Raw genomic sequence first — 18,089 nt, forward strand, 5'->3', positions numbered from 1 at the left:
AAGGCGAAGCGTGTAATATAAACTATGTATGAATGCACTATTTGTATAGTCATGAGCCTATTGCTTGAAAAAAATCTTCTCCGCCTCATCTGACTGACCTCTTTCCTTGTCACAAACGCCTATAAAAATTATAGTGGTATGTGGAGATGTAAAGGGGGACCTTGTGATGAGACAGATGAAAAGAAGCATGAAAGCAGGTGCTGCTTTAGCGGGGATATGTACCCTTTTGCTGACAGGATGCGGAGGTCAAAATCCATTCAATGACATGCAGGATGCGATGATGAAAATGAGTGAAAAAGAAGCATCCTTCGAAAAAGAGCAAGGTACACTGCAAAGCTATGAGAAAAAAGAACAGAAGCTGTACACAAAAATGATTCAAACAACAAAGGACCATACAAAAACAGTGTCAAGCCTTTCTAATCAGGCGTTAGCATCGGCAGCGAAACGAGAAGAACATTTAAAAACAGAAAAAGACAGCATGGATGAATCGAAAAAAGAATTGAAAACGGTAAAGGAATCTGCTGCACGATTGCAAGATGCCGAGTTAAAAGAGAAAGCAGATCAAACAGTCAAATCGATCGAGAAACGATATGCATCATATGATCAGCTTTACAAGGAGTATCAAAAGGCGCTGAAACAAGATCAGCATTTGTATCAATCTTTAAAGAAAAAGGATCTAGGATATGAAGAGCTGAAGTCTAAGCTGAAGACCGTCAATCGTTCATATAGCAAAGTCAGAAAAGAAAGTAAGAAGTTCAATCGATATACAGATCAATTGAATGATCATAAAAAGGCTTTGTATAAAGCAGCAGAACAAGAGTCAAAAAAGAGCTGAAAAACAGCTCTTTTTTTATTTTTCGACAAAAACAAACATTTTCTATTGTAGTACAGTAGTACACTCTATACTAGTACAGATTAGGTTGTTTGTTAAACAGATTGATACAGTTCACCATAAAAAGTAAAGCGAATACATTTATTTAAATAAAGCCGTTAAATCAATTGACGGACTATTTTTCTTGTTGTAAACTATTCCTTGTTAACAGAAGTTGTATTAGTTTTTTGTGAACTATCGTTAATACAGTTAGAAGGACTCAAAAAAGAGTGGTCAACCTATGTTTCGACAACGATCTTAGTGGCTATTATATACAGGAGTCATATGAGTATTTTGGGTTATCCTATATCTGTATGTATAAATGGATTCACGACAAATGGACTGTTAAAAGAAAGGAAGAGGTGACTTTAGAATGGCTGCAAAAACAAAAAAAGCAATTGTTGATAGCAAAAAGCAATTTGATGCCATCAAAAAGCAGTTTGAAACGTTTCAAATTTTAAACGAAAAAGGCGAAGTCGTAAACGAAGCGGCAATGCCGGATCTTTCAGATGACCAATTAAAAGAATTAATGCGCCGTATGGTGTTTACACGTGTATTAGATCAACGTTCAATTTCATTGAACCGTCAAGGACGTCTTGGCTTCTATGCGCCAACAGCTGGACAAGAGGCTTCTCAGCTTGCAACTCACTTTGCACTTGAGAAAGAAGATTTCATTCTTCCAGGATATCGTGATGTACCACAATTAATCTGGCATGGTCTTCCGCTAACAAAAGCATTCTTGTTCTCTCGCGGACACTTTGTTGGTAACCAAATGCCTGATGATGTGAATGCACTTTCACCGCAAATCATTATCGGTGCACAAATCATTCAAGCTGCTGGTGTAGCTCTTGGTTTGAAAAAGCGCGGTAAAAAAGCTGTTGCAATCACTTACACTGGTGACGGTGGAGCTTCACAAGGTGATTTCTACGAAGGTATTAACTTTGCAGGGGCTTACAAAGCGCCAGCGATTTTTGTTGTCCAAAACAACAGATATGCGATCTCTACACCTGTTGAAAAGCAGTCTGCTGCACAAACAATTGCACAAAAAGCAGCTGCAGCTGGTATCGTAGGCGTACAAGTTGACGGTATGGATGCATTAGCTGTTTATGCAGCAACTGCTGAAGCTCGTGAGCGCGCTGTAAATGGTGAAGGACCAACATTAATCGAAACTCTTACATTCCGTTACGGCCCACATACAATGGCTGGTGACGATCCAACAAGATATCGTACAAAAGAAGATGAAAACGAGTGGGAGCAAAAAGATCCATTGGTACGCTACCGCAAATTCTTGGAAAACAAAGGCCTATGGTCTGAAGAAGAAGAGAATAAAGTGATCGAAGATGCAAAAGAACAAATCAAACAAGCGATCAAAGAAGCTGACGAACAGCCTAAGCAAAAAGTCACTGACTTGATTGAAAACATGTACGATGTGAAACCATTCAACTTAGTTGAACAGCTTGAAATTTACAAACAGAAGGAGTCGAAGTAAGCCATGGCGCAAATGACAATGATTCAAGCGATCACTGATGCGTTACGCACAGAACTGAAAAATGACGAAAACGTTCTCGTTTTCGGAGAAGACGTTGGTAAAAACGGCGGCGTATTCCGTGCGACTGAAGGATTGCAAAAAGAGTTTGGTGAGGATCGTGTATTCGATACTCCACTTGCTGAATCTGGTATTGGCGGTCTTGCAATTGGCCTTGGACTACAAGAATTCCGCCCAGTAATGGAAATTCAATTCTTCGGATTCGTTTACGAAGTATTAGATTCTGTTTCTGGACAAATGGCTCGTATGCGTTACCGTTCTGGCGGACGCTGGCATTCTCCAGTGACAATCCGTTCTCCATTCGGTGGGGGAGTTCACACACCTGAGCTTCACGCTGACAGCTTAGAAGGTCTTATCGCACAACAGCCTGGTATCAAGGTTGTCATTCCTTCAACACCTTATGATGCAAAAGGACTTTTAATTTCTGCAATTCGTGACAACGATCCTGTAGTGTTCCTTGAGCATATGAAACTTTATCGTTCTTTCCGTCAGGAAGTTCCTGAAGAAGAGTACACAATTGAAATCGGTAAAGCTGACGTGAAACGTGAAGGTACTGACCTTTCAATCATCACTTACGGTGCAATGGTTCACGAATCACTAAAAGCTGCTGAAGAGCTAGAAAAAGAAGGCGTTTCTGCTGAAGTTATCGATCTTCGCACAGTAAGCCCGCTTGATATTGAAACAATCATCGCTTCTGTTGAAAAAACAGGCCGTGCGATCGTTGTTCAAGAAGCACAAAAACAAGCTGGTATTGCTGCAAACGTAGTAGCTGAAATCAATGACAGAGCGATCCTTAGCCTGGAAGCACCAGTACTTCGTGTAGCTGCACCTGATACTGTATTTGCTTTCTCTCAAGCTGAGAGCGTATGGCTTCCAAACCATAAAGATGTACTTGAAACAGCGAAAAAAGTTCTTGAATTTTAATTAAATGACAGAGGGGAAAAGAATTTATTTCTCTTCCCCTTTATCAATTACATGACCGTGTAAACATACACAACAAGGGTTCAACAAAATCTAGGAGGCGAAAAACAGTGGCATTTGAATTTAAACTTCCGGACATCGGAGAAGGTATCCACGAAGGTGAGATCGTTAAGTGGTTTGTTAAACCAAACGACGAAATCAATGAAGATGACGTTTTAGCAGAGGTACAAAATGATAAAGCAGTTGTAGAAATTCCTTCACCTGTTAAAGGAAAAGTATTAGAATTAAAAGTTGAAGAGGGAACAGTTGCAACTGTAGGACAAACAATCATTACGTTTGATGCACCTGGTTACGAAAATCTTCAATTTAAAGGCAGCGAAGAAGAAGGCGAAGCAAAAACTGAAGCTCAAGTACAAGGTACTGCTGAAGCTGGTAACGAGCCAGAGAAGAAAGAAGTAGCACAAGAAGAAGCGGCAGCAGCAACTGGTGCAGGCGCACAAGAGCAAGTAGATGCTGATCCAAACAAACGCGTGATCGCTATGCCATCTGTACGTAAATATGCTCGTGAAAAAGGCGTTGAAATTTACAAAGTTGCAGGTTCTGGTAAAAACGGACGTGTGTTAAAAGAAGATATCGACAGCTTCGTTAATGGTGGTTCTGCAGCTCCAGCAGCAGCACCTCAAGCAGCTGAAAGTGCGAAAGAAGAAGCAGCTCCTAAAGCGGCAGCAGCTCCAGTTCTTGAAGGAGAATTCCCAGAAACTCGCGAGAAAATGAGCGGAATCCGCAAAGCAATCGCGAAAGCAATGGTGAACTCTAAGCATACAGCTCCTCACGTAACATTAATGGATGAAGTTGATGTAACAAACCTTGTTGCACATCGTAAACAATTCAAACAAGTTGCAGCTGATCAAGGAATCAAGTTAACTTACTTGCCTTACGTTGTAAAAGCTCTAACTTCTGCTTTGAAAAAGTACCCAGTACTTAACACTTCTATCGATGATAAAACGGATGAAGTTGTTCAAAAGCATTACTACAACATCGGAATTGCAGCTGACACTGAAAAAGGCTTGCTCGTTCCAGTTGTGAAAAATGCAGATCGCAAAGCGATTTTCGAAGTTTCTAACGAAATCAATGAGCTTGCAACAAAAGCACGTGATGGTAAATTGGCTCCAGCTGAAATGAAAGGTGCATCTTGCACAATCACAAACATCGGTTCTGCTGGTGGACAATGGTTTACTCCAGTCATCAACCACCCAGAAGTAGCGATCCTTGGTATTGGCCGTATCGCTGAAAAAGCGGTTGTTCGTGATGGCGAAATCGTTGCAGCTCCAGTCTTAGCTCTTTCCCTAAGCTTTGACCACCGTATGATTGACGGAGCTACTGCGCAAAATGCCCTTAACCACATCAAGCGTTTATTGAATGATCCACAATTAATTTTAATGGAGGCGTAATGTCATGGTAGTAGGAGATTTCCCAATCGAAACAGATACTCTTGTCATCGGTGCAGGTCCTGGTGGATATGTAGCTGCTATTCGTGCTGCACAGCTTGGACAAAAAGTAACAATCGTTGAAAAAGGAACACTTGGCGGTGTATGTCTAAACGTTGGTTGTATTCCTTCAAAAGCATTAATCAATGCTGGCCATCGTTTCGAAAATGCTAAGCATTCTGAAGACATGGGTATCAAAGCTGAAAACGTAACAGTTGATTTCACAAAAGTTCAAGAGTGGAAAGCTTCTGTTGTAAACAAATTAACAGGTGGAGTTCAAGGTCTTCTTAAAGGAAATAAAGTAGACATCGTTAAAGGTGAAGCTTATTTCGTAGACAGCAACTCTGTACGTGTAATGGATGAAAATTCAGCACAGACTTACACTTTCAAAAATGCAATTCTTGCTACTGGATCTCGTCCAATCGAATTGCCTACTTTTAAATACACAGACCGCGTGATCAACTCAACTGGTGCTTTAGCGCTTAAAGAAGTACCTAAAAAGTTAGTTGTCATCGGTGGTGGATACATCGGTACTGAGCTTGGTACTGCTTATGCAAACTTTGGAACAGAAGTTGTGATCCTTGAAGGTGGAGACGAAATCCTTCCAGGTTTCGAAAAGCAAATGAGCTCATTGGTTAAACGTAACCTGAAGAAAAAAGGAAACGTTGAAATCCATACAAACGCTCTTGCAAAAGGCGTTGAAGAAAAATCTGATGGTGTCACTGTTACATTCGAAGTAAAAGGTGAAGAAAAAACAGTTGATGCTGATTACGTACTTGTGACTGTTGGGCGTCGTCCAAACACTGATGAGCTTGGTCTTGAGCAAGTTGGTGTTGAATTGACTGACCGCGGAGTTGTCAAAACAGACAAACAATGCCGTACAAGCGTATCTAACATCTATGCAATTGGTGACATCGTTGATGGACCACCACTTGCACACAAAGCTTCTTACGAAGGTAAAATTGCAGCTGAAGCAATCGCTGGAGAGCCAGCTGAAATTGATTACCTTGGTATTCCTGCTGTTGTATTCTCTGAGCCAGAACTTGCAACTGTTGGATACACTGAAGCAGAAGCAAAAGCAGAAGGAATCGAAATCGTTGCAGCGAAATTCCCATTCGCAGCGAACGGACGTGCACTTTCTCTTGATGCAACTGATGGCTTCATGAAAATGATCACTCGTAAAGAGGATGGTCTAGTTATCGGTGCTCAAATCGCAGGTGTTGGCGCTTCTGATATGATTTCAGAGCTTAGCCTTGCAATCGAAGCTGGAGTGACTGCTGAAGACATCGCTATGACAATTCATGCTCACCCAACATTAGGTGAAATTACAATGGAAACGGCTGAAGTAGCAATTGGAAGCCCAATCCACATCGTAAAATAATGAACCTATGAAACCCTCTCCTTGATGGAGAGGGTTTTTTTGCGCCCTGAACACCATATGAAAAACCCCTCATGAGGTGAGGGGTTTTTTCATATGGTTATATATAAGTGCAAGGAAAATATCATTAGTTTGTATTGACGCGGTCTAAAGCATGGCATAAGGGCGATAAGATCTCCTGTTTACTGCGAACATTTCCTTCAACCTTCACGATGACTTTTTCATCATTGACAAGTAAAATAGCCGGCAGTTCATCAACTTCATTTTTCCAGCCTTTACGATCTTCTTTCACAATCATTTTTGACATTTCCTTAGGGTATTCATTCTTTAAATCGAGGACTGCATCATAATAAGGGCTTTCTTTATCAAGGTTTTCTGCATCAGTAAAGAAGAGAATTCTCGGTTTTTGAATATGACTGACTTGGTCGGTCTGAGTCGGTATGATATACGCAAATGAGCATGAACTAAGTACAAAGAGCATGGGGAATATAATGAGAAGTGTCCTCATAAAATTCAATCTATTCACCTCAAAATCATTTGGGGTTGTCCCAACATTTTTAGGAGCTTGTTCCCTGTTAGTCACTCTAGTGTATCATGTCCCTTTTGACAATTTTCGATTGTTACTCAATTGTTACAGAATTGATATGAAGCAAAATACAATTGAAACGTTCCCTCAATATGATGAGAAAAAAGCACATATTTATAAAAAATGATTAAATGTGTCATACAATTAACCGTTGACAACTTAAATGTGACATCATATTATAGAGATAAGAAATAGATCAAACGCTTTCAAACTATGAATGAAGAAAAGGGGAATGTACGTGGGTACAATTATTTGTCAAGATTGCAATGAAACCATTGATCAATTTGAAAATGAAAAAGTGACAACGCTATACGGAACGTGCGGTCACTGTCATTGCTGTGATGAAGCCTCTGAATAAATAAAAAAAGCATGCAGCTCCATTTGGGGCTGCATGTTTCTTTTTTATAAAATTGGTTTTTGTTCCTTAATCACACGGATCATTTCAAGCGTTGAATCTTCAGGTCCTTGGACAGGGAGGCCAATTTCAATATTTTTAAAGATATACGATATATTTTCTTCTGTGATAATTTCACCTGGTATAAAAATTGGAATACCTGGCGGATATACCATCACAAACTCTGCGGTGATGCGGCCGACTGCTTCCTTAAAAGGAACGACTTCAGTTGTGGCATAAAAGGCGTCACGCGGCGTCATAGCAAGCGATGGGATATCAGGCAGCAGTACCTCTGTTACCGCTTGTTTGCCGCCGTCACGAGTAGACGCTGCGGCAATTTCCTGCATCGCCGTCACGAGCGTATCAATTGTCTCATCTGAATCACCAGGGGTTACGATACATAAGATATTGTAAAGGTCAGAGAGCTCTACTTCAATTCGATAGCTTTCTCTCAGCCATTTTTCGACATCATGTCCGTTTAACCCAAGGTCTTTAATGGAGATAATTAATTTCGTTGGGTCATAATCGTAAGTAGAAGCTGAACCGAGTATTTCCTTGCCGATGCAGCTAATACCGTCAATTTGATTCAAGCGGTCTCTCGCTGATTCAGCCAAACGAATGGCTTCGTCAGCAAGTGCCTTTCCTTCAGTGGCTAATCGTTTTCGAGCGACATCCAGTGATGCTAAGAGCAAATAAGAAGTGGATGTTGTCGTCAGCATACTCAAAATCGATTGCACGCGGTCTTTTGAAACAAGCCCTTCCTTCATATTTAAAATAGAGCTCTGCGTAAGAGAGCCGCCAAGTTTATGGACACTTGTTGCTGCCATGTCGGCACCTGCCTGCATCGCAGAGAGGGGAAGCTCATCATGAAAATGGATATGCACACCGTGTGCTTCATCGACAAGGACAGGCACATCAAATGAATGGGCAATGTCTACGATTGATTTTAAGTCTGCTGAAATACCAAAATACGTTGGATTAATGACAAGTAAACCTTTCGCATCTGGATGCTTAGTGAGCGCCTTTTTGGCTGATTCAGGTGTAATACCGTGAGAGATGCCAAGCTCTTTGTCTATTTCTGGGTGAATAAAAACAGGAATGGCGCCAGAAAATACAATCGCGGACATAATTGATTTATGAACGTTACGAGGAACGATAATTTTATCTCCAGGTCCGCATACCGTCATCACCATTGTCATGATGGCGCCGCTTGTTCCTTGAATAGAGAAAAACGTATGATCAGCACCGAAGGCTTCAGCAGCAAGCTCCTGTGCTTCTTTTATCATCCCTCGTGGTGAATGTAAATCATCGAGAGGTTCTATATTAATGAGGTCAATGCTTAATGCATTGTCGCCAATGAATGCTCTAAATTCAGGATCCATTCCGGCTCCTTTTTTATGGCCTGGAATGTGAAATTGGACTGGATTGGTTGCTGCGTGTTTTTTTAGTCCAGTGTATAAGGGTGTATCATGTTGTGACAATTGCTTTCCCACCTTCATCGAAATACCTGCTATTATTGTGCCAATTACAGCAGATTTCATTGCATAAAACAAAAGAATTATATTATGAACTGATCGGAATGTAAAGCATAAAATCAATCGGTTTCTTAACAAACAGATGCTATAATAAAAGTTCAAATCAGAAATGAGTATTAAAGTGAGGGACAAGTAAATGGAATATCAATATCCAATGGATGTCGACTGGACGACAGAGGAAAAGATTGCGGTCATTTCATTTTTTCAGGCTGTTGAAAAAGCCTACGAAAAAGGAATTGCGAAGCAGGAGTTATTAGACGCATATAAACGATTTAAAGAGGTTGTGCCATCAAAAGCAGAGGAAAAAACGCATTGTGCGGCGTTTGAAAAGGGAAGCGGGTATTCCCCTTATCATGCAGTAAAAACCGCAAGAGAGGCAGAAGAGACTGCTATTATACGCATGTAAAAAACGAGCCTAAAAGGGCTCGTTTTTTCATACAGATTCTTTCTGTGTAAAACGGTATAGATACGTCAGCGTGCGGAAGGCATTTTCAATTTTCGAGAGGAATTCTTCATTATTCATTTGCACGACTTCTTCTCTCGGTAGCTGAATGCCGCAAAGAAGCTCGGCTTTCTTGACTGTTTGAACACGTTCAAACAGCGTTTTCAGCTGTTCTGAATCTAGTTCGCTGTGACGCATGACATCTGGTTTCATATGATCTTTAGACCAAACAAAATCTTGCGGTATTTTCTGCTGAATGGTGTCTAGTTCTTTTTCAAATAGCTGGCCGTACTCACCTTTTACTGGAGATTCATAAATGAGTGCAAACCAGACAAAGACATGTGTTTTCCAAAGCCCGATTTGAAAATGAGGGAGTTTTTTATATCCGCGCTTACTGTTTGCAAAAGCAACCCACGTATCATTTGGCGGGTTGACAGATCTTCTAGCATGCTTTGCGACGTGTACAAACATTTCGTCTCCTGTAATAGAAGAAAGAAGTGGTGCAAAATGTTCGCCAAGTGCCTCAAGCTTTGGACGGACTCTTTCTTTTAATACAGTCATTCGTTCATCTAAACCATCAACTGTGAATGTTTCAAAATCTTCATCTCTAAAACGCATTTCACTCATGTTATGCCTCCTGTATCTTTTCGCTGATCATATTTTATCATAGCTTGGGTCAAGCTCAAAAAAAGATGCACCGTTAGATCAAAGTTTATGAAGGTCGTGTCGCAGCGTTTAAAATCATCAATTTTGTGGTACATAATAAATAGGTAAAGACACAATTTTCAGAATGTCGTTGCGGTTATGCGATCGCTTCATACGATATAAGCAAGAACCATTTCTCTTATCGATTGAATTTTTTATCAATGAAAACTGACAAGGAATGAATCATTCTCTGGAAGGGGCGTTGACCAATGAAGCAAATCGTGAAGCAGGGGTATAGGCAGGAGAAGAAGAATCGCATCGCTGTGTGGAGATTAGAGGTTGATTATGAGCTTTCTACGCTTCATGAAGCCATCGAGCATAAAGATGACATCCAAATCGAACGCAGCAAACGAAAGCTTGAGCGCCTAAGAAAAGAATGGGAGCAGCTTCAAGGGTAAAACAGCGTGAGGTAAAAACGAACCAATTCATCGGTTCGTTTTTGTATGAAGCTGCTTTTTTCTTGCTTTTACGTACATAATATCAGTATGCTATTACAAATAGGTCCTACATAGAAAAGAGGTTTACAATCTGATGACAAACTGGGTGGAAATTGACCGTCTTGCAAAGCTCTGGGTAAAAGAAGCAGGGAGCCGTATTAAAGCGTCCATGCAGGAAGGTCTATCAATTGAAACAAAATCAAATCCAAATGATCTTGTCACGAATATCGATAAAGAAACAGAGCGTTTTTTTATTGAAAAAATACAGTCGACATTTTCAGACCATCACATTTTAGGAGAAGAGGGACAAGGGGAAGAGGTGACCTCACTCGATGGGATTGTGTGGATTATTGATCCGATCGATGGCACAATGAACTTTGTCCATCAAAAACGCAACTTTGCCATTTCAATCGGGATATTTGAAAATGGTGTTGGGAAAATCGGTCTTATTTATGACGTTATTCATGACGAGCTCTACCATGCCATCAAAGGAGAAGGAGCTTATATGAACGATACCCTGCTCCCTCGATTAAAAGATGTGGAAATTGAAAAAGCCATTGTGGGGATTAATCCGACATGGGCGATCGAAAGCCCTTATTTTGACGCCAAACCATTTGCCCGTCTTGTGCGTGATGTGAGAGGGACACGAACGATTGGATCCGCTGCCCTTGAGCTTGCTTATATTGCAAGCGGCAGAAGTGACGCATATGTCACGTTAAGGCTTGCGCCATGGGATTATGCAGCGGGCTGCGTACTGCTTGATGAAGTAGGGGCTGTTTACTCAAATATTCACGGAGAGCGTCTTACGTTCCTAGATAAAAACAGCATAGTCGCCGGAAATCGATCCATTTGTGAAAAAATCTTGCATGATTACATAAAAGGAAGCGGAAATAAAAAATAATCGGAATCACTTCATGAGAATGAAGTGATTTTTTGTTTTTCCTGAAACTTTTTGGTAAGGCGAATGTCTATACGAATGAGGCCTTAATTTTATGTAAAGGATTGTGTATCAATGTTTGATTTGTTTAGTGATTTATCGCTCCATTTTGAAAGGTATTTTATTTTAAATGAGTATAGTATCCGCATCATTCAATGGTGTGTACTTGGACTATTTGTTCTTTTCATGACACTTCCGCTATGGAAAGAAAAGAAGAGTGGTTATGTATTTTATGCTGGAATCGTATTAAGAGTTGTTCTGCTTGGCGGAATAACAGTTGAAATGATCCACCAAGTCCTAGCTAGACAGTATACGATCGAAACATTTGAAGTGCTGACAGATTTCATGCAATTTCTCATTTATGGGTATGTTTTGCTTGCATCACTGTACTATGTGATTACTCTTCCTTATTTAAAAAATAAAGGCATGTTTTTTGCTTTTGATTTATCTGTATTACTTCTGCCTTTATGTCAAACCGTGTTTATTGTGTTTGCTGAAAGCAAAAAGTTCTTTCTTAGCGGTGATATGGGGCTAGTATGGAGAGATCTGATCACCATTTTGGTTATGGCTGGCTTTGCCGCTTTAGTACTGCATCTTTTCTTTCGCTTGTTTTGGCACTGGAAGTGGAAGGGATTGCTGTTGTTCTATGGCCTAATTTTTGCAGCCCTGCTTTATATTTTTTATCCTTCTATTTCGAAGTATGAACTTCAATCTACATTTAAATCGATTGTCATTTTAGCGGCAGCAGCAGGAAGCTTTATGACGATTTATTTGTTATCTGCTTTACTGCGGGACAAAGTGAGATTAAGGCAGTGGGGCGCTGGTTGTATAGCTGTCTTTTTTCTGCTATTACTCAATCCGATTATTAATATCCCTCATACCATGTTCCAATTCACCAAAACGGAATTGGTAGATACTTTCTCGGAAGAATATCGCCCTTTATCAGCAGCAAGTGCAAAAGCATTCGCTTCAAAGTTTGTACCGGAGAATCAATCGCTGTATTTAAATGCTAGTCATCAGCCTATCCCTTATCATTACGTGTTTGCAGATGATCAGTATGAAGTGAATATTTCTCCGTTTACAGGTGAATTAAGCGAATATTCTTATCGAGGTCGTGTAGAGGGAAAGGAACTGACCGATAAAGAATATAGGCAAAAGACCATTGAATTTTTCGAAAGAAGCGGAAGGTCAATAGATCTCAATCGCATTCAATTGACTGTACAAAAAGAGGATGGAGAGACGAACGTTCTTCTTCTGCCAAAAATGTCTCAGATTGAAGAGGACAGTTTAGCGTCTGCCACCTGGGAAAAAGGGACGCTTCGACAAGCGCAATACGTAAACGCCATCTTTCAATTAAAGGATATTGACGGAATCCATTTAACAGAAACGGAGATAAAAAACAGGATCAACAGTATTTATAAACATTTAAACCTCAAGCCGCCAGCTTATCAAATCACAGGCATTGATGAATTTTATTTTGATTGGCAGCATGAAGTGAGGGTCACAACAAAAGATCAATCGGAGTTTCTGTTTAATGGCTCATTAAATGAAGTCATCAGCTTCAAGCTGTCAAAAGCGTTTCTTCAACAGAAAAAAGGGAACGTCAGCGATAAAGATTTGTTAAAGATCATAGGGAAAACACCAAAAGACGTAAGGAAAGAAATAGGCACTAGTGAAAGTAAACAATATACATTTAAACGCTCCTCTCATGTCGTCAATCTTTTTAAAGGGGATGATGGAATTGAGTTGAGAGTGCAAGTTGCTTCTTCTATCCCGCACGCAGTATCTAATCAAGATCGTGAGGACGTCTATCAGCAAGTACTTAAAAGGTATAAACCATATACGATCTATAAAAAGCAAATAAAACCTGTGAGAATGATCGACAAAGAAGGGAACATCGACATTTCATGGCTTGTCATCATACAAACCTTCGGATCAAATGAGCATAAAATCTATGAAGTGCGAACAAAAGAGGTGCATCGTTTTGACAGATAAAGAAAAACAAGCCATCTTTCAAGACTTATATGAACTGTATCAAGAAGGGGATCTGGGAGACGAGGCAGCTAGCTGGATGAAGGCACACGAACAGCAATTTCAGCATGCGGTCACGGGTAAAAAGCCGTCTTCAGCGCCGATGGAAGGTCAGAAGGACTATGACGAGTTAAAACGTATGAAAGGGTTTATTTACTCGTTATATTTCTTTTTTATCGTTTTATCGATTTGGATGACTGTGTGGTTTTATTTTTGATGTCCAGACCAGCAGAGCAAATTGAAAAAATCTATCAAGAATATTTTCAGGAAATCACTAAATATTTATATCGCCGGACGGGAAATATGGAAACAGCCAAGGACCTTGCACAGGACGTATTTATGAAGGCACTGCATGGGTTGTCCTCCTTTAAGGGACATTCAAGTATGAAAACATGGCTTTATACCATTGCGTATCACACATTTGTGAATGATTATCGCCGAAAAGTAAAATGGACTTTTACGAACGTAGAGGAAATGGATTTCTTAGAGCAGCAGTCGTTCACGACACCAGAAGATCACATTGAAAAACAAGCTGATATAGAAAGGCTGTGGCATCATATTTATCAGCTGAAGGATTCCTACCGGGAGGTCCTCATTTTAAGAGATATTCAAGAATTGTCATATGAAGAAGTAGCTGAAATTTTGAATTGGACTTTATCTAAAGTCAAAACAACCCTTCATCGAGCCAGATTAGAGCTGAAGCGAATGCTACATTGTGAGGAGTTCAATAAATGAGCTGTTATTTGATTGAAGAAATGTTACCACTTTATATAGAGGGGGACACAAGTGCAGAAACAAATAAAATTGTTGCAGAGCACTTACAATCCTGCGAGAGCTGCCAACACCTTTATCACGAAATGAAAGAGCCAATAACCCTTATACAAACTCCTGATCTCATGCCATATATAGATGAAAAGGAAGAAAGAAGAAAATTTGAAAAGCGCTACTATGGCAAGCTGTTATATAGAGCAAGTATCGCATTTGGTATAGGATACGCCATGATGATCATTCTTTATTGGCTGAAATAAAAAACCCCCATCTGGATAAACCAGGTGGGGGTTTTTTCTGAGCTTAGCTTAATTTTTCTTTCGCAATTTGAACTGCATCATAAAACGTTTTTAATTGCTCTTGAGGAATTTTCTTAAGCATTTGGTTGAAAACAAGTAATTCAGTAGAGCTGAATCCAAGACCTTTTGCGATTTTTGAATCAATCACAACGTTTCCTTTTTTGTCTAGAACAAGGGCATCACCAGCAAGATCAGCAATTCTGATCACTGATTTGAAAAGCTTTTCGAATTTAGCCGCTTCTTCTTTTGTAAGACCAAGTTCAACAGCTTTTGCTGCATCAAAAACCAATTTCCCTTTTTCGTTTTTAGTGATGCTTTCACTGAAAACGATTGTAAGAACAGCTGCGCGATCTAAGAATTTCTCAGCAGTCGCCGCTTCTTCTTCAGTTAGTCCGAGCTCAACAGCTTTTTTCACATCAAATGTGTAGTTGTTGTCTTCCTCAACAAATGAATTGATGAGAATGTTGATGACACGCTCGTTTTTCTCCAATAATTCTTGAATGATTTGCTGCTGTTCAAAAGGAATTCCTTTGAAAGTTGCAGCGCTTGCTTGCCCAGGAGCTACTGTTGTGAAAGTAAGAATGATAGCTAAAGCGAAAAATACAACAGAGCTGAGCGATTTGCTCAAAAACTTCTTCATGCTTCTTTTCTCTCCCTTTTCTGTTAAATTTTGTTGCAAGAACAGCATACCATGAGAAACTTTGTGGAAGAATAGGAAAATTGTAACTTTCTGTTTGATTTTGGAGAACTATAAAAGTTCTTGTCGAATTATGGAGAGGTTCAGATTGCTTACTTTTGTCAATTCTCAATAGATGTTTTTGTATGTGACGCAAGCTTTCATAGGTGATTTGTCTTGTTTTTACTCAAAATAAAAAGCCTTCTACATATAGAATGTAAAAGGCTTTTACCTAATTTTATGATTGCACGTTTAATTTTCTTTTTAATGTAAATCCTGTACCCATGAAAATCATGGCGAATACAATGCTTAGACATATGCCCAGTATGTTTTTTTCTGCAAGAGTTACCCCAATAAACGCCATACTGACAACTGCAAGTAATGCACATAATAATAGAAGCCATTTGATTTGTTTCATAATGTCCCCATCCCTTTTTTTAGAGTTAATATAAGTTTACAGAAAAACGATCGGCATTTAAAGGGGATTGTGATATAATATGAAAGTTATCTAATTATTTTAGGAGATGAAAATGTGAAACTTCGAAAAGACCTTCGCAACATCGCAATTATTGCCCACGTTGACCATGGTAAAACGACGCTTGTTGACCAATTGCTCCATCAAGCTGGTACTTTCCGTGCGAATGAAAATATCGCTGAGAGAGCCATGGATTCAAATGATTTAGAGCGAGAGCGCGGTATTACGATTTTAGCTAAAAATACTGCGATAAATTATAAAGATACACGCATTAATATTTTAGATACACCAGGACACGCCGATTTCGGTGGTGAAGTTGAGCGTATCATGAAAATGGTAGATGGTGTACTCCTCGTTGTGGATGCTTATGAAGGCTGTATGCCTCAAACACGCTTTGTGCTGAAAAAAGCACTTGAGCAAAACTTAACACCAATCGTTGTCGTCAATAAAATTGACCGCGACTTTGCTCGTCCGGCTGAAGTAGTCGATGAAGTGATTGACTTGTTCATTGAATTGGATGCAACAGAAGAACAGCTTGAGTTCCCAGTTGTCTATGCATCAGCAATCAATGGTACAGCAAGTAACGATGCGAGCAAACAAGATGAAAACATGGAATCTTTGTTTGAAGCTATTGTGAACCATATTCCTTGCCCGGTTGATAACCATGAAGAGCCGCTTCAATTCCAAGTGGCGCTACTTGATTACAATGATTATGTTGGCAGAATTGGAATTGGCCGTGTATTCAGAGGAACAATGCAAGTAGGACAGCAGGTAGCCTTGATGAAAGTCGACGGCACTGTGAAACAATTTCGTGTAACAAAGATCTTTGGTTTCCAAGGGTTAAAACGAGTGGAAATCAACGAAGCGAAAGCGGGAGATCTTGTCGCTGTATCTGGAATGGAAGACATCAACGTAGGTGAAACGGTTTGTCCGGTAGAACACCAAGAGGCACTTCCAATCCTTCGTATTGATGAGCCGACACTTCAAATGACGTTTGTTGTAAACAACAGCCCATTTGCAGGCCGTGAAGGAAAATACGTGACATCACGTAAAATCGAAGAGCGTTTAGAGCAGCAGCTTCAAACAGACGTCAGTCTTCGTGTGGATCCAACTGATTCACCTGATGCTTGGGTTGTTTCTGGACGCGGAGAGCTTCACTTATCCATTCTCATTGAGAATATGAGACGTGAAGGATTTGAATTACAAGTATCGAAGCCAGAAGTTATTGTAAAAGAAGTTGATGGTGTTCGATGTGAGCCTGTAGAGCGCGTTCAAATTGATGTACCAGAAGAGCATACTGGCTCTGTTATGGAATCAATGGGTGCAAGAAAAGGTGAAATGATTGACATGATCAACAATGGTAACGGTCAAGTTCGCCTGATCTTTACAGTGCCATCACGTGGTTTAATTGGATACACAACTGAATTTCTTTCATTAACTCGTGGTTTTGGTATTTTGAACCATACGTTTGACAGCTACCAGCCAATGCAGTCTGGTCAAGTCGGCGGACGCCGTCAAGGTGTACTTGTTTCAATGGAAACAGGTAAAGCGACTGCTTACGGAATCCAAGGTGTTGAAGAGCGCGGTGTGATCTTCGTTGAGCCAGGTACTGAAGTATACCAAGGCATGATTGTTGGGGAGCATAACCGTGAGAACGACCTTGTTGTAAACGTAAGCCGTATGAAACAACAAACAAACGTACGTTCAGCGACGAAAGATCAAACGGTTAGCATGAAAAAACCTCGTATTATGTCACTTGAGGAATCTCTTGAGTACTTGAATGAAGACGAATACTGTGAGGTTACACCTGAATCCATTCGTCTTAGAAAGAAAATTTTAGACAAAAACGAACGTGAGAAAGCAGCGAAGAAGAAAAAGCTAGCAGGATTATCTTAATTCCATGAAGAATTAAAAAGATAGAACCCTGAAAGATAAGGGGAGGGAATCTTTTTGAATGAACAGGAAGTAAGTGAAAATCTATCCTTTTTCGCGATGCTGTTTCGTGTCGATGAAAATCCGCAAACAGGGATGTGGCTCCTATATGGCACCATCCTTGTTTTAGCGATTATTGTTTTTAAGCTCGGCTTTGCAAGACGTTTACCGATTTTAAAAGCGCTCGTGATTTATTTGTTTTTGATTTTTGGCTGCACGTTTCTCACATTTCTAGGAATCTTCCTGCCAGTAGCGGAAGGCCTTGTTGTGGCAGCTGCCATTTTGATTATTTATAAAATACGGCTGCATCGTGCGAAAAAAGAAGGAACAGTCAATACGTAAAAAAAGACCTGAACATGTGTCAGGTCTTTTTTTATGTCTTTTGTTCTTTCTTTCCTTTTTTCTTCTTTTTCTCTTTTGTCGCAGGATCCTGATAAAGAGAGAATCTGCCGGTTTTGATGCGAGCTTCTGTCTTTATTTTAATGCGTTCTTGGCAGTCATCGCACATATATGTATGAATTGGCCGGTTTCTTAACCGTTTCGCAACGAGTGTATCATCATCAATGGTTTCAAGCTTTTCACATAATGAGCACTTCACTCTCATCATTTTCACCTCACTTTATTGCATTTATTATAGCATGTTTTCCAGCCACTTAAAATCAGCGTAGA

21 protein-coding genes are annotated in these 18,089 nt (G+C 40.0%); 15 read left to right on the plus strand and 6 right to left on the minus strand.

Annotation, left to right across the window (positions count from 1 at the left end; all coding sequences use genetic code 11):
• Positions 1–166 precede the first annotated feature (166 nt).
• The 5 genes from QR42_RS06915 to lpdA all read left to right on the plus strand — a co-directional run bounded on the left by QR42_RS06915 (position 167) and on the right by lpdA (position 6,206).
• Positions 167–835, plus strand: coding sequence for a YkyA family protein (locus QR42_RS06915; RefSeq protein ID WP_039178220.1), 669 nt, complete (start codon positions 167–169; stop codon positions 833–835).
• Positions 836–1,244: 409 nt separating this feature from the next.
• On the plus strand, positions 1,245–2,360 hold the full coding sequence (gene pdhA, locus QR42_RS06920; protein WP_039178223.1) for a pyruvate dehydrogenase (acetyl-transferring) E1 component subunit alpha: 1,116 nt from the start codon (positions 1,245–1,247) through the stop codon (positions 2,358–2,360).
• 3 nt (positions 2,361–2,363) lie between these two features.
• Complete coding sequence (gene pdhB, locus QR42_RS06925; protein WP_039178226.1) at positions 2,364–3,341, plus strand: pyruvate dehydrogenase complex E1 component subunit beta; 978 nt, start codon at positions 2,364–2,366, stop codon at positions 3,339–3,341.
• 107 nt (positions 3,342–3,448) lie between these two features.
• Complete coding sequence (locus QR42_RS06930) at positions 3,449–4,789, plus strand: dihydrolipoamide acetyltransferase family protein (RefSeq protein WP_039178229.1); 1,341 nt, start codon at positions 3,449–3,451, stop codon at positions 4,787–4,789.
• Positions 4,790–4,793: 4 nt separating this feature from the next.
• On the plus strand, positions 4,794–6,206 hold the full coding sequence (gene lpdA, locus QR42_RS06935; protein ID WP_039178233.1) for a dihydrolipoyl dehydrogenase: 1,413 nt from the start codon (positions 4,794–4,796) through the stop codon (positions 6,204–6,206).
• Positions 6,207–6,330: 124 nt separating this feature from the next.
• Here lpdA and QR42_RS06940 read toward each other — a convergent pair whose 3' ends face one another.
• Positions 6,331–6,711 (minus strand): hypothetical protein, encoded by a 381-nt coding sequence (locus QR42_RS06940; protein ID WP_224929246.1) that lies wholly within the window; start codon positions 6,709–6,711, stop codon positions 6,331–6,333.
• 316 nt (positions 6,712–7,027) lie between these two features.
• On the opposite strand from QR42_RS06940, the gene QR42_RS18925 reads away from it, so the two are divergent.
• The gene (locus QR42_RS18925; protein WP_003212464.1) at positions 7,028–7,147 is read left to right on the plus strand and encodes a GapA-binding peptide SR1P; all 120 of its coding nucleotides are present in this window, start codon (positions 7,028–7,030) and stop codon (positions 7,145–7,147) included.
• 44 nt (positions 7,148–7,191) lie between these two features.
• On the opposite strand, the gene QR42_RS06950 is transcribed toward QR42_RS18925, so the two are convergent.
• Positions 7,192–8,664, minus strand: coding sequence for an aminotransferase class I/II-fold pyridoxal phosphate-dependent enzyme (locus QR42_RS06950; RefSeq protein WP_106025214.1), 1,473 nt, complete (start codon positions 8,662–8,664; stop codon positions 7,192–7,194).
• Positions 8,665–8,854: 190 nt separating this feature from the next.
• On the opposite strand from QR42_RS06950, the gene QR42_RS06955 reads away from it, so the two are divergent.
• Positions 8,855–9,124 carry a UPF0223 family protein gene (locus tag QR42_RS06955; RefSeq protein WP_039178240.1) on the plus strand — a complete coding sequence of 90 codons (270 nt, stop codon included), beginning with the start codon at positions 8,855–8,857 and terminating at the stop codon, positions 9,122–9,124.
• A gap of 27 nt (positions 9,125–9,151) precedes the next feature.
• Here QR42_RS06955 and QR42_RS06960 read toward each other — a convergent pair whose 3' ends face one another.
• The gene (locus QR42_RS06960; RefSeq protein ID WP_024426894.1) at positions 9,152–9,787 is read right to left on the minus strand and encodes a DUF1054 domain-containing protein; all 636 of its coding nucleotides are present in this window, start codon (positions 9,785–9,787) and stop codon (positions 9,152–9,154) included.
• 287 nt (positions 9,788–10,074) lie between these two features.
• Between QR42_RS06960 and QR42_RS06965 the strand changes: the two genes are divergently transcribed.
• The 6 genes from QR42_RS06965 (at position 10,075) to QR42_RS06990 (ending at position 14,298) form a co-directional block, all read left to right on the plus strand.
• A complete protein-coding gene (locus tag QR42_RS06965) occupies positions 10,075–10,263 on the plus strand; it encodes a hypothetical protein (RefSeq protein ID WP_039178243.1) in 189 nt (62 codons plus the stop codon).
• 133 nt (positions 10,264–10,396) lie between these two features.
• On the plus strand, positions 10,397–11,203 hold the full coding sequence (locus QR42_RS06970) for an inositol monophosphatase family protein (RefSeq protein ID WP_039178252.1): 807 nt from the start codon (positions 10,397–10,399) through the stop codon (positions 11,201–11,203).
• Between the two features lie 111 nt (positions 11,204–11,314).
• A complete protein-coding gene (locus tag QR42_RS19460) occupies positions 11,315–13,234 on the plus strand; it encodes a membrane protein (RefSeq protein WP_039178255.1) in 1,920 nt (639 codons plus the stop codon).
• Complete coding sequence (locus tag QR42_RS06980) at positions 13,224–13,487, plus strand: hypothetical protein (protein ID WP_039178259.1); 264 nt, start codon at positions 13,224–13,226, stop codon at positions 13,485–13,487. The genes QR42_RS19460 and QR42_RS06980 overlap by 11 nt, the downstream gene beginning before the upstream one ends.
• Entirely contained in the window at positions 13,487–14,005 is a 519-nt protein-coding gene (locus QR42_RS06985) for a sigma-70 family RNA polymerase sigma factor (RefSeq protein ID WP_039183084.1), read from the plus strand. The genes QR42_RS06980 and QR42_RS06985 overlap by 1 nt, the downstream gene beginning before the upstream one ends.
• Entirely contained in the window at positions 14,002–14,298 is a 297-nt protein-coding gene (locus QR42_RS06990) for an anti-sigma factor family protein (protein WP_039178260.1), read from the plus strand. Before QR42_RS06985 ends, QR42_RS06990 begins: the two co-directional genes overlap by 4 nt.
• A gap of 43 nt (positions 14,299–14,341) precedes the next feature.
• On the opposite strand, the gene QR42_RS06995 is transcribed toward QR42_RS06990, so the two are convergent.
• Together QR42_RS06995 and QR42_RS07000 are read right to left on the minus strand one after the other, a co-directional pair.
• Entirely contained in the window at positions 14,342–14,977 is a 636-nt protein-coding gene (locus QR42_RS06995) for a hypothetical protein (protein ID WP_039178263.1), read from the minus strand.
• 274 nt (positions 14,978–15,251) lie between these two features.
• Positions 15,252–15,431: a DUF5325 family protein gene (locus QR42_RS07000; protein WP_024426900.1), complete on the minus strand. Its 180-nt coding sequence runs from the start codon at positions 15,429–15,431 to the stop codon at positions 15,252–15,254.
• Positions 15,432–15,545: 114 nt separating this feature from the next.
• Between QR42_RS07000 and typA the strand changes: the two genes are divergently transcribed.
• Positions 15,546–17,384, plus strand: a complete 1,839-nt coding sequence (gene typA / locus QR42_RS07005) for a translational GTPase TypA (RefSeq protein ID WP_024424768.1) — start codon at positions 15,546–15,548, stop codon at positions 17,382–17,384.
• Positions 17,385–17,480: 96 nt separating this feature from the next.
• A complete protein-coding gene (locus tag QR42_RS07010) occupies positions 17,481–17,762 on the plus strand; it encodes a YlaH-like family protein (RefSeq protein ID WP_044334035.1) in 282 nt (93 codons plus the stop codon).
• Between the two features lie 31 nt (positions 17,763–17,793).
• Here the strand turns inward: QR42_RS07010 and QR42_RS07015 are convergent, their stop codons facing one another.
• On the minus strand, positions 17,794–18,024 hold the full coding sequence (locus QR42_RS07015; RefSeq protein ID WP_024424769.1) for a YlaI family protein: 231 nt from the start codon (positions 18,022–18,024) through the stop codon (positions 17,794–17,796).
• Positions 18,025–18,089: the final 65 nt, after the last annotated feature.

This window comes from Bacillus sp. WP8 (assembly GCF_000800825.1).
Lineage (GTDB): Bacteria > Bacillota > Bacilli > Bacillales > Bacillaceae > Bacillus > Bacillus safensis.